At 73.0% G+C, this 10,692-nt stretch carries 10 protein-coding genes; 4 read left to right on the top strand and 6 right to left on the bottom strand.

Features of this window, described 5'->3' with window-relative positions; translation table 11 throughout:
* Window positions 1-122: 122 nt before the first annotated feature.
* Both AB4039_RS15735 and AB4039_RS15730 read right to left on the bottom strand, forming a co-directional pair.
* Entirely contained in the window at window positions 123-1,373 is a 1,251-nt protein-coding gene (locus AB4039_RS15735) for a cytochrome P450 (RefSeq protein ID WP_266840191.1), read from the bottom strand.
* Between the two features lie 61 nt (window positions 1,374-1,434).
* Window positions 1,435-1,941, bottom strand: coding sequence for an LURP-one-related/scramblase family protein (locus AB4039_RS15730; protein WP_371677708.1), 507 nt, complete (start codon window positions 1,939-1,941; stop codon window positions 1,435-1,437).
* A 32-nt stretch (window positions 1,942-1,973) separates the two neighbouring features.
* On the opposite strand from AB4039_RS15730, the gene AB4039_RS15725 reads away from it, so the two are divergent.
* Entirely contained in the window at window positions 1,974-2,780 is an 807-nt protein-coding gene (locus tag AB4039_RS15725; RefSeq protein ID WP_442270986.1) for a hypothetical protein, read from the top strand.
* On the opposite strand, the gene AB4039_RS15720 is transcribed toward AB4039_RS15725, so the two are convergent.
* From AB4039_RS15720 to AB4039_RS15710, 3 genes are all read right to left on the bottom strand, one after another.
* A complete protein-coding gene (locus AB4039_RS15720; RefSeq protein WP_266840185.1) occupies window positions 2,734-3,894 on the bottom strand; it encodes an acyltransferase family protein in 1,161 nt (386 codons plus the stop codon). The genes AB4039_RS15725 and AB4039_RS15720 overlap by 47 nt on opposite strands.
* A gap of 132 nt (window positions 3,895-4,026) precedes the next feature.
* Window positions 4,027-4,563 (bottom strand): hypothetical protein, encoded by a 537-nt coding sequence (locus tag AB4039_RS15715; RefSeq protein WP_266840183.1) that lies wholly within the window; start codon window positions 4,561-4,563, stop codon window positions 4,027-4,029.
* An 8-nt stretch (window positions 4,564-4,571) separates the two neighbouring features.
* Window positions 4,572-5,228, bottom strand: a complete 657-nt coding sequence (locus tag AB4039_RS15710) for a hypothetical protein (protein ID WP_266840181.1) — start codon at window positions 5,226-5,228, stop codon at window positions 4,572-4,574.
* Between the two features lie 190 nt (window positions 5,229-5,418).
* On the opposite strand from AB4039_RS15710, the gene AB4039_RS15705 reads away from it, so the two are divergent.
* Genes AB4039_RS15705 through AB4039_RS15695 form a run of 3 tightly spaced genes read left to right on the top strand, consistent with a single transcriptional unit; the run spans window position 5,419 to window position 9,214 of the window.
* Window positions 5,419-6,636 carry a sensor histidine kinase gene (locus AB4039_RS15705; protein WP_266840180.1) on the top strand — a complete coding sequence of 406 codons (1,218 nt, stop codon included), beginning with the start codon at window positions 5,419-5,421 and terminating at the stop codon, window positions 6,634-6,636.
* Between the two features lie 4 nt (window positions 6,637-6,640).
* Complete coding sequence (locus AB4039_RS15700) at window positions 6,641-7,315, top strand: response regulator transcription factor (RefSeq protein ID WP_266840178.1); 675 nt, start codon at window positions 6,641-6,643, stop codon at window positions 7,313-7,315.
* Between the two features lie 57 nt (window positions 7,316-7,372).
* On the top strand, window positions 7,373-9,214 hold the full coding sequence (locus tag AB4039_RS15695) for an NHL domain-containing thioredoxin family protein (RefSeq protein WP_442270985.1): 1,842 nt from the start codon (window positions 7,373-7,375) through the stop codon (window positions 9,212-9,214).
* Window positions 9,215-9,335: 121 nt separating this feature from the next.
* On the opposite strand, the gene AB4039_RS15690 is transcribed toward AB4039_RS15695, so the two are convergent.
* Window positions 9,336-10,628, bottom strand: a complete 1,293-nt coding sequence (locus tag AB4039_RS15690; protein ID WP_442270984.1) for a M18 family aminopeptidase — start codon at window positions 10,626-10,628, stop codon at window positions 9,336-9,338.
* Window positions 10,629-10,692 lie beyond the last annotated feature (64 nt).

The raw sequence follows: 10,692 nt of genomic DNA, 5'->3' as shown, positions 1-10,692 counted from the left end.
GCACGCACTCTCGCCGCACCGACCGAAAGCTCAAGTACGTCCAGTACGCGGGCTTCCGGTCGGCACGCCGAGAGCACGCACCGGGCGCCGCTCCTTCCCCACGGACATCCGTCAGACACCCCCTAGCCGACCCGCACCGGAAGGGCCGCCGGGCCGCGCAGGGCCAGGCCCTGGAGCCACTCCAGCTCCGGGGCCGGCACCGCCAGGCGCAGGCCCGGCAGCCGCGTCACCAGCTGCTCCAGGCACACCCCCGCCTCCATCCGGGCCAGCGCCGCGCCCAGGCACATGTGCAGCCCGTGCCCGAAGGTGAGGTGGCGCCGGGTCGCGGCCACCGGCCGGCCGATGTCGAAGCGGTCGGGGTGCTCGTAGGCCCGCTCGTCCCGGTTCGCGGAGCCGGTCAGCCCGAAGACCAGGCTGCCCGCCGGGATCAGCCGGCCCCGCACCGCCACGTCGGCGGTGGTGGTCCGGCCCATCCACCCCGACAGGCTGTTCCACCGCAGCGACTCCTCGAAGGCCGGCCCCACCCGCCGAGCCGGGTCCACGCGCAGCGCCGCCAGCTGGTCGGGGTGCTCCAGCAGCGCGAGCACCGCGTTGGCGATGGCACAGGCGGTGGTCTCGTGCCCGGCGATCACGAGCAGCGCGCAGCACGCCACGAGTTCCTCGTCGGTCAGCGACTGCCCGTCGACCTCGGCGGCGACCAGGTGCCCCAGCAGGTCGGCGACCGGCCGGCCCCGCCGCCGCGCGATCAGTTCCCCGCACAGCTCCTCCAGGCAGTGGACGGCGGCGACCGCCCGCGCGTACCGCTGCCGGGGCTCCCCGCTCATCATCGGCACGGCCATCAGGTCCGCCGACCACTGCCGGAAGTCGTCCAGGTCCTGCGGCCGGATGCCCAGGACGTGCCCGATGACCCGCAGCGGCAGCGCCATCGCCACCTCCGCGATCAGATCGAACTCCCCCTTCGCGGCGGCCGCGTCCAGCAGCCCGGCGCAGGTGCGCGCGGTGAAGTCGCGCAGCCCCGCGATGCTGCGCGCCGAGAACGTGCGGGTCATCAGCGCCCGCAGCCGGGTGTGTTCCGGCGCGTCGGCGAAGATCATCCAGTCGCCCAGGAACCGGCCCAGCAGCGCCGCCTCCCCGCGTAACTCCCGCGGGGCCTCGGCGAGCAGCGGGCCGACCCGGTCGGCGGAGGTGCGCCGGTCGCGCAGCAGGAAGTCGACGTCCTCGTAGCGGCTCAGCAGCCAGGCGTTCAGCGGGGCGTGGAAGTGGACGGGGTCCGCTTCCCGCATCCGCGCGTAGACGGGATACGGGTCGCGGAAGAAGTCGGGGGTCAGCAGCTGGTACCCGCGGTCGTCGCCGCGCTCCGGCAGGGTCGCCATGGTCGCCTCCTGGTGACGGGTGGTCCCCCGTGGTCCGGAGCGTCCCCGCGGAAAGGCCACCTCACCCTTCGGGGTCCGGGCCCTCCCGCTCCTTTTCGGCCATCCGGATCACGCACACGGCGACCGCGATGAGCAGCGCCGGATCCGCGTCCTCCCGGACCACGTCGACGGCGTAGGTCTCCCGGATCCGGTACCACTGGCGGGAGATCAGCGCGAGCAGCTCGCCGTCGTACTCGACCTTGAACTCGCGGTCCAGGATCCGCCCGCTGACGTCGAGTTCCGTGCCGTCGGCCAGGGTCACCAGGAAGTGGTTGCGCAGCAGGGAGAGCCGCTTGCGGCGGATCACCGCGAGCCGCAGCTCGTCCCGTTCCAGGGTCATCGCGTCGCGCAGCGAGAACAGCTTCGCCCGCAGGGTGATCAGGATCCGGCCGTCGCGGTCCTTCAGCTCCAGGGTGTCGCGGAAGCGCAGCGCCTTCCCGTCGACGAGGAAGGCGTGCCGGCCGTCCTCGTCCTCGATCCAGTAGTCGTCCCCGATGGCCAGCAGTTTGTCCCGTACGAGGTATTTCATGCGCTGATCGTTGCCCGCGATAGGTTGCCGCCATGCCTCTTCTCTACGTGACCGACCTGGCGTACCCGGCCCGCGGCCGCCGCTACGGCGACGAGGACATATTCCTCACCGCCCGCCTGCGCGAGCACTTCCCGCTGGCCCTGTGCCACCCGCTGGACGCCGCGGCCCTGATGCCCGGCTTCGACGCCGTGATCGTCCGCAACAGCGGCCCGGTCCTGCACTACCAGCAGGCCTACGACGCCTTCCGCGCCACCGCGCTCGCCACCGGAACCCGCGTCTACAACCCGCTCACCGGCCGCGCCGACATGGCCGGGAAGCAGTACCTCCTCGACCTGACCGCCGCCGGGTACCCGGTGATCCCCACCATCGACGACCCGGCCGACCTGCACCTGCTGCCGCGCGTCCCCTCGTACGCGGTCAAGCCCAAGCGGGGCGCCGACTCCATCGGCCTCACCTTCACCGCCGAGCCGTCCGGACCGGCGGGGGAGATCCTGATCCAGCCGCGCATCGACTTCGCCTACGAGGTGTCCTTCTACTTCGTCGACGACGCCTTCCAGTACGCCCTGTACGCCCCGGACCCCGAGCGCCGCTGGGAGCTCACGGTCTACGAGCCCACCCCCGCCGACCTGGAATTCGCCCGCCGCTTCGTCGACTGGAACACCCTCGCGCACGGGATCCAGCGCGTGGACGCCTGCCGCGCCCCCTCCGGCGATCTGCTCCTCGTCGAACTGGAGGACCTCAACCCCTACCTGTCGCTGGAGCTGCTCCCGGAACCGGTCCGGGAGTCCTTCGTCACGGCGCTGGCCGGCTCGCTGCGCTCGTTCCTCGCCACCGCCTGAGCAGGAGCCGCCGTCCGGGGACCTCCACCCAGGTGTGCAGGGCCCAGGCCAGGGCCAGGGACACCGAGAAGGCGAGGGCGAGCACCAGCAGGCCGCCGTCCCACAGGGGCAGCTTCGGGTGGCCGCCGAAGAGGTGCTCGCCGGTCCGGATCACCAGGATGTGGACCATGTAGAAGGCGAAGGAGACCTCGCCCAGCTTCACGCTGATCCGGCCCCGCCAGGGCGAGGGCTCGCCCTTCAGGTCGGCCTGCGCGGCGGCGGCGATCAGGCAGGTGAAGCCGACGACGGTGCAGGCGACGGAGCGGAAGGCGTAGTCGGCCTGGTAGTTGAGGAAGTAGCCGCCCAGGGCCAGGGCGAGGGAGGCCGTCAGCCCCGGGCCGCGCCAGCGGCCGCAGCGCACGAGTTCGGCGACGGCGATGCCGAGGACGAACTCGGGGAGCCGCACGAGCGGGAAGAAGTACTGCGCCCAGACCGTGCCGTCGGGAACGCCGGTGAGGTCCCAGACGGTCGGGACCGCCACCACGACGGCGAGCGCGAGCCCGGCGACCACCCGGGCGGAGCGCGGGCCGAGGCGGCGCAGCGGCCAGAGCAGCAGCGGGAAGCAGAGGTAGAAGAACGCCTCGCAGGCCAGGGACCAGCTGACCGGGTTCAGGCCCTGGAAGTAGGGGATCTCCAGCACCCAGGACTGCACGAGCGCCAGGTTCGCGGCGAGCGGCCGCAGCCCCTGCTTCGTGTCCGGCGCGAACACCACGGCCATGACCAGCGCGAAGACGACGGTGACCAGGTGCAGCGGGTACACGCGGGCGAACCGGCGCCGGTAGAACGTCAGGATCCGCCGGCCCGTGGGGGCCGTGGCGGAGGACCAGGCGAGGACGAAACCGGAGAGGACGAAGAAGAACGACACCCCGCTGTTGCCCGCGCCGAAGGCGAAGGTGACGAGGTCCTGGGCGCGCCCGCCGAAGTACTCCACGATGTGCACGTGGTAGAGGAACACCATCAGCGCGGCGGTCCACCGCAGCCCGGTGAGCGAGGGCAGGGGCACGGGCGCGGCCCGCTCCCTTTCGGCCACTTGCCCGTCGGGGCCGGTTCCGGATATCAGCTCTGTCGTCGCCACGGCCCGAAAAACTAGCACGCGCCGCCGTTCCGGTTAGATGCGCGAGCAGGGTGTTACCGTGGGTAGCGACAGAGGCCCGCCGCACGGCGAACTCCCATTGCCCGCTCGGGGTCCTACCGGTGGGAGCAGGCGTCAGACGGTGACGGGGCGGAGGCCGGGCGCGGGGTTCCGGCGGCGGCGGTGGTAGGCCACCGTGACCACCGCCAGCAGCGGACCCCAGGCCACCAGGGGCAGGTAGCAGGCGGTCATCACCCAGTAGGCCACACCGGTCGGGGAACCGGGGGCACCCATGTTCCCCGGGTCGTTCCAGCCGATGGCCCCCATGACCCCCAGCAGGGTCAGCACGGCGGCCCCCAGACCGGCGGGGATCACGGCGGCGAGCGGCGGGACGCGCCTGCCGCCGATCAGCGGCAGCCAGCCCGGGGCGACTTCGCCCCACCGCTGGACGAGGCCCAGGGTGAGGAAGCCCAGCGTCTCGGCGAACACGCTCAGGCCGATCATGTAGAGCGAGAAACCGCTGCCGAACCTGACGTCCGCCAGCGCGTCTCCCCCGGAGAAGCCGAGCGGCACTCCGAACGCCCCGGCGATCCGCCACAGCCCCGTGGGCAGCGGGGCGAGCGCGGCGAGGCGGGCGAGCCGCACCACCCGTCGGCTCGGTTCGCGTTCCATGGCCGTTCTCATTCCTTGGTCCCCGCGTCCTGCGCGTCCTGCGCGTACTCCGAGTTCCCCGACGGGTTGGGCGGCAGCACGTGCTCGACCTTGAAGTCGCCGCTCTCGACGGTCTCGTACGGTGCGGCGCTCAGGCACTTCGGCACCTCCATCGTGGGGATGCTGCCCACGGCCCAGCTGTAGCCGACCCGGTCCTTCCTCCCGTCGCCCTTCCCGTCGTAGACGGTGAAGCCGACGCGCTTGCCGATCGCGCCGGGCAGGTCGGAGCGCGTGATGACGCCGGTGGCGGTCGCGACCGGACCGCCGGTCAGCAGGCAGTCGACACGGCCTTCGGCGTACGCGCCCTGCGTGCCGTCGGCGGAGTAGTGGCTGAACCGGAAGGTGCCGCGCGAGGTGCCGGCCGGCGCGCCCGGCTCGTCGGGCTCGGCCGGTGCGAAGCCGTGTGCGTCGAAGGAGAAGCGGACCTGCTGGCCGTCCGCGCGGAACATCTTGGCGGAGCCGGTGAGGCTCGATTCCTTCGGCGCCTTCTTCGCCCCGTCCGAGACGGAAGCGGAGGCCGGGGCGGAGGCGGGGCCGGAAGCGGAAGCGGAAGCCGCGAGGCCGCCGATGACCGCCAGCGCGGCGATGCCGACGACGGATGTACGGAGGGTGGTGCTGCGCAACATGACGAACTCCTCTGCTCCGGCGGCCGGTCGGGCCGCTCTTCGGTGTGGCATCAGCCTCCGTCGCCGRCACGGTCCGCGACCATCGGCCGATGGGGAGATCCGCTCCGGGGTCCGGCAGGGCCTCTATGCCGTTCGGCAGAGGCCCTAGATCCCGGCAGCCCCTAAGGTCGTGTGCGTGAAGATCAGGGGCATGTCACACCGGGACCGGGACCGTGCCGTCGTCGGTGTCGTGACCGTCGCCTGTTGTGTCGCCGCACTCTTCCTGGGCGTACGGCCGGTGCCGGCGCTCGCGGCCGTCGGAGTCGCCCTCGCCACCTTCGGCTGCCGGCCGCGGTCGCACGAGTGGACCGGGGCCGCCGCGGGCGCCGCCGGCCTGCTGCTGCTGGTGGCCACGTTCGCCTGGCCCGGACGCGGAACGACCGAAGGATCGGTGTGGCACCTGGTGGCCGTGGGGGCGGTACTGCTGCTGCTCACGGCGGCGGTGCGCCGGTCGTCCCGGCGGCAGCTCCTGGCGGGCGGCGGGCTCGGCGCCGCGGCCGTCGCCGTATGGACCGTCCCGCTCGTACCGGACTCCTCCTTCTTCGAGTACCTGGGCATGATCGCCTTCTGGTCGGCGCCGATCGTCGGCGCGGTCGTCGTCGGCGGCTATCCCCGTCTGATGGAGGACCGCCGCAGACAGGCGGTCCTTGCCGCGCGCCGCGCCCAGCAGCTCGAACTCGCCCACGATCTGCACGATTTCGTCGCCCACGACGTGAGCGGCATCGTCGTGCAGGCCCAGGCCGCCCGGTTCGTGGCCCCGCACGATCCGGCGGCGGCGATCCGGGCGCTGGAGCGGATCGAGCGGGCCGGACTCGCGGCACTGGCCTCGATCGACCGTACGGTCCGGATGCTGCGCGCGGCCGACCCGAACACCGACGGCGACGGCGGCGACCCGGCCGAAGGCGAGGCCGCGGGCGGCGCCCGTACGGTCCTCCCCGGCACCGACCGGCTCGGCGAGGTGGTCGACCGGTTCAGCGAGACCGGAGACGTCCGGGCCCGACTCGACCTGGCTCCGGGCGTCACCGAGGCCCTCTCCCGCGAGGGAGCCGCCACGGTCCACCGGGTGGTGGTGGAGGCGCTCACCAACGTCCGCCGGCACGCGCCCGGAGCGGCCGGTGTGCGCGTCGCGCTCAGCACGGACGGTACGACCGTCGAGGTCAGCGTGACCAACGACGGCGGCCGCGGCCGCTCCGCGCACCTGCCCGGGATCCCCCGCCGCGAACGGGGAGCCGGGGACGGCGGTGGACTGCTCGCGCTGGCCGAACGCGTCCGCGCCTTCGGCGGCACCTTCGCCTCGGGGCCGTACCGGGACGGCTGGCGCGTGACCGCGGTCCTCCCCGCCACCGGACCGCACGCCACGGCATCATGACCCCGTGACCACCCGCATCCTGATAGCCGACGACCAGGAAGACGTACGCAACGGCTTCCGGCTCATCCTCGACTCGCAGCCCGACATGACCGTCGTCGGGGAGGCCGCCGACGGTGCGGAAGCGGTCGAGCTCGCCCGTACGCTGCGGCCCGACGTCGTACTCGCCGACATCCGGATGCCGCGCCTGGACGGCCTGGAGGTGACCCGGCTACTGGCGGGCCCGACCGCCGAGCACCCCGTCCGCGTCCTCGTCGTCACGACCTTCGACCTCGACGACTACGTGCACACCGCACTGCGCAACGGTGCCTGCGGCTTCCTGCTGAAGCGGTCGGGTCCCAACCTGCTGATCGAGGGCGTACGGGCGGCGATGGCCGGGGACACCCTGATCAGTCCGCAGCTCACGGTCCGGCTGCTGCGCAGCCTGGCCGCGCCGCAGCCCGTACCGGAGCCCGCTCCGCAGCCGCGGACCGCCGCCGCCGACCCCCTGACCGCGCGGGAGCGGGAGATCGCCCTGCTCGTCGCACGCGGACTGACCAACGCCGAGGTCGGCGCCGAGCTGTTCATCTCGCCGGGCACCGCCAAGACCCACGTCGCCAACATCCAGGCGAAGCTGGCGGTGCGCAACCGGGTGGGCATCGCCGCATGGGCCTGGGAGACCGGCCTGGCGGGGAAGGCCTGAGCAGCCGCTTCGCAGCGACGTGATCCCGTGTTCACGGGCGGATGGCAAGCTTGAAGGATGAACGATGCTGCCCCGGCGCCCACCCCTGCGCCCGCGCCCCGCAAGCGTGCCCGTGTCCGTGCCCCTGAGCTGGTCGGCAAGGGGGGCTGGCTCAATACCGGAGGCAAGGAGCTCACCCTCGCCGACTTCCGAGGTCGCGTATTGATCTTGGATTTTTGGACCTTCTGCTGCATCAACTGCCTGCACGTCCTCGACGAGCTGCGCGAGCTGGAGGAGAAGCACCGCGACACCGTCGTGATCGTCGGGGTGCACTCGCCGAAGTTCGTGCACGAGGCCGACCATGCGGCCGTCGTCGACGCCGTCGAGCGGTACCAGGTGCACCACCCCGTGCTCGACGACCCCGAGCTCGCCACCTGGAAGCAGTACGCCGTGCGGGCCTGGCCGACGCTGGTGGTGATCGACCCCGAGGGGTACGTCGTCGCGCAGCACGCCGGTGAGGGGCACGCGCACGCCATCGAGCGGCTCGTCGAGGAGCTGGAGGCCGAGCACGAGGCCAAGGGGACCCTGCGGCGCGGTGACGGGCCCTACGTGGCGCCCGAGCCCGTCGCGACCGACCTGCGGTTCCCCGGCAAGGCGCTGCTGCTGGAGAACGGGAACCTGCTGGTGTCGGACTCGACGCGGCACCAGCTGGTGGAGCTGGCCCCGGACGGGGAGAGCGTCGTGCGCCGGATCGGCAGTGGGGAGCGGGGCTTCGGGCCGGAGGCCTTCAGCGAGCCGCAGGGGCTCGCCCTGCTGCCCGACGGCCGGGTCGTGGTCGCCGACACCGTCAACCACGCGCTGCGCACCTTCGACCCCGCCACCGGCGCCGTCGAGACCGTCGCCGGCACCGGACGGCAGTGGTGGCAGGGGTCCCCGACCTCCGGGCCGGCCCTGGAGGTCGACCTGTCCTCCCCCTGGGACGTGGCCTGGTGGCAGGGCCGGGTGTGGATCGCCATGGCCGGGGTGCACCAGCTGTGGACCTGGGACCCCGGGGCGGGCACGGTCCAGGTGGCCGCCGGTACCACCAACGAGGGGCTCGTCGACGGCCCCGCCGCCGAGGCCTGGTTCGCGCAGCCGTCCGGGCTGTCGGCCGCCGGGGACCGGCTGTGGATCGCCGACTCCGAGACCAGCGCCCTGCGCTACGCGGAGCCCGACGGGGAGGGCGGGTACGCGATCCGTTCCGCCGTCGGCACCGGCCTGTTCGACTTCGGCCACCGCGACGGCGACGCCGGCCAGGCCCTGCTCCAGCACCCCCTCGGGGTGACCGCCCTGCCGGACGGCTCGGTCGCGGTCTGCGACACGTACAACCACGCGCTGAGGCGGTTCGACCCGGCCACCGGGCAGGTGACGACCCTCGCCACCGACCTGCGCGAGCCCAGCGACGCGGTCCTCGTCGGCGAGGACATCGTGGTCGTGGAGTCCGCCCGGCACCGGCTGACCCGGCTGCGGCTGCCCGAGGAGGCCGTACGGGTCGACGCGGTCGCCCACCGGACGCAGCGCGCCGCCACCGAGGTCGCCCCGGGCACGCTCCGCCTCGACGTGGTCTTCCAGGCCCCGGCCGGGCAGAAGCTGGACACCCGTTACGGTCCCTCCACCCGGCTGCTGGTCTCCTCGACCCCGCCGGAACTCCTCGCGGAGGGCGAGGGACCCGGCACGGACCTGTTCCGTGACCTCGTACTGAACCCGGAGGTCAAAGAGGGCGTCCTGCACGTGTCGGCGATGGCGGCCTCCTGTGACGACGACCCCGCCAACGAGTACCCGGCCTGCCACGTCCACCAGCAGGACTGGGGAGTCCCCGTCCGCGTGGCCGCGGACGGCGCCGCCCGCCTCCCGCTCGTCCTCGCCGGCATGGACGCCTGACCGCGGACCCGGGACCGGTGACCGTTGACCGGTGACCCGCGCCGTGAGCGCCGGTCACCGGTCACCGGTCGGCCGACCGGCCGGTCGTGCCGCGGGGAGCCGGGGCCGCCGCTCGCTCCGGTCAGCCTTCCAGGAAGGCGAGCAGGGCGTTGGCGAGGAGGAACGGGTCGTCCGCGCCGCACAGTTCACGGGCGGAGTGCATCGAGAGGATCGCGACGCCGATGTCGACCGTCTGGATGCCGTGGCGGGCGGCCGTGATCGGGCCGATGGTGGTGCCGCACGGCATGGAGTTGTTGGAGACGAACGTCTGCCACGGCACGCYGGCGCGCTCGCAGGCACCCGCGAACACGGCCCGGCCGCTGCCGTCCGTCGCGTACCGCTGGTTGACGTTGACCTTCAGGATCGGGCCGCCGTTGGCGCGCGGGTGGTGCGAAGGGTCGTGGCGCTCGGAGTAGTTGGGGTGCACGGCGTGCCCGGTGTCGGAGGAGAGGCAGATGGTGCCGGCGAAGGCGCGGGCCCGGTCCTCGTAGGAGCCGCCACGGGCGAAGACAGAACGTTCCAGCACGTTGCCCAGCAGGGGGCCGTCGGCGCCGGTGTCGGACTGCGAGCCGTTCTCCTCGTGGTCGAAGGCGGCCAGGACCGGGATGTGGTCGAGCGCGGTGTTGGTCGAGACGGCGGCCAGCGCGGCGATGCCCGCGTGCACCGACAGCAGGTTGTCCATGCGGGGCCCGGCGAGCAGTTCGCGGTCGCGGCCCAGGTAGGCGGGCGGCTCGATGGAGTGGACCATCAGGTCCCAGCCGGCCACGGAGCCCTGCGGCAGGCCCTCTTCCTCTTCCAGGAAGGCGATCAGGTCGCCCTCGCGGGCGTCGCCGAGGCCCCAGATCGGCTGCATGTGCCGCTGCTTGTCGAGCTTGAGGCCGTCGGTGTTCACCGACCGGTCCAGGTGCACGGCGAGTTGGGGGACGCGCAGCAGCGCGCGGTCCACGTTGACGAGCCGCTCGGTGCCGTCCCGCAGGGAGAGGCGCCCGGCCAGGCCCAGGTCCCGGTCCAGCCAGGTGTTGAGCAGGGTGCCCCCGTAGATCTCCACGGCGACCTGCCGCCAGCCCTGCGAGCCGGTGTCCGGTACCGGCTTGACCCGCAGGTTGGGGGAGTCGGTGTGCGCGCCGATGATCCGGAAGGGGGTGTGTGCGGCCGCGCCCTCGGGCACGTACCAGGCGATGAGCGCGCCGCCGCGGAGGACGAACCGGCCTCCCGTGCCCGAGTCCCAGGCGTCCTGCTCCGACAACTGCCTGAAGCCTGCCTTCTCCAGCCGCTCGGCCGCGTTGGCGACGGCGTGGTACGGCGACGGACTGGCCGTCAGAAAGGTCATCAGGTCGTCGGTGTGGCCGCGGTCGAAGCGGGCGGGAGAGCTCATGTGGTTCACCTTAACGACGGTCGTGTTCGCCATGGCCGGACTGCGGCGGATAGCCGGAGGGTCA

The organism is Streptomyces sp. M-16 (assembly GCF_052114405.1).
Classification (GTDB): Bacteria; Actinomycetota; Actinomycetes; order Streptomycetales; family Streptomycetaceae; genus Streptomyces.
This window is presented reverse-complemented; position numbering and strand designations above follow the sequence as displayed.

Excerpts from the sequence above, each read along its gene's own strand:
- AB4039_RS15735 (WP_266840191.1), bottom strand. The coding sequence starts at position 1,373 with ATGGCGACCCTGCCGGAGCGCGGCGACGACCGCGGGTACCAGCTGCTG.
- AB4039_RS15730 (WP_371677708.1), bottom strand. The coding sequence starts at position 1,941 with ATGAAATACCTCGTACGGGACAAACTGCTGGCCATCGGGGACGACTAC.
- AB4039_RS15725 (WP_442270986.1), top strand. The coding sequence starts at position 1,974 with ATGCCTCTTCTCTACGTGACCGACCTGGCGTACCCGGCCCGCGGCCGC.
- AB4039_RS15715 (WP_266840183.1), bottom strand. The coding sequence starts at position 4,563 with ATGGAACGCGAACCGAGCCGACGGGTGGTGCGGCTCGCCCGCCTCGCC.
- AB4039_RS15710 (WP_266840181.1), bottom strand. The coding sequence starts at position 5,228 with ATGTTGCGCAGCACCACCCTCCGTACATCCGTCGTCGGCATCGCCGCG.
- AB4039_RS15705 (WP_266840180.1), top strand. The coding sequence starts at position 5,419 with ATGTCACACCGGGACCGGGACCGTGCCGTCGTCGGTGTCGTGACCGTC.
- AB4039_RS15695 (WP_442270985.1), top strand. The coding sequence starts at position 7,373 with ATGAACGATGCTGCCCCGGCGCCCACCCCTGCGCCCGCGCCCCGCAAG.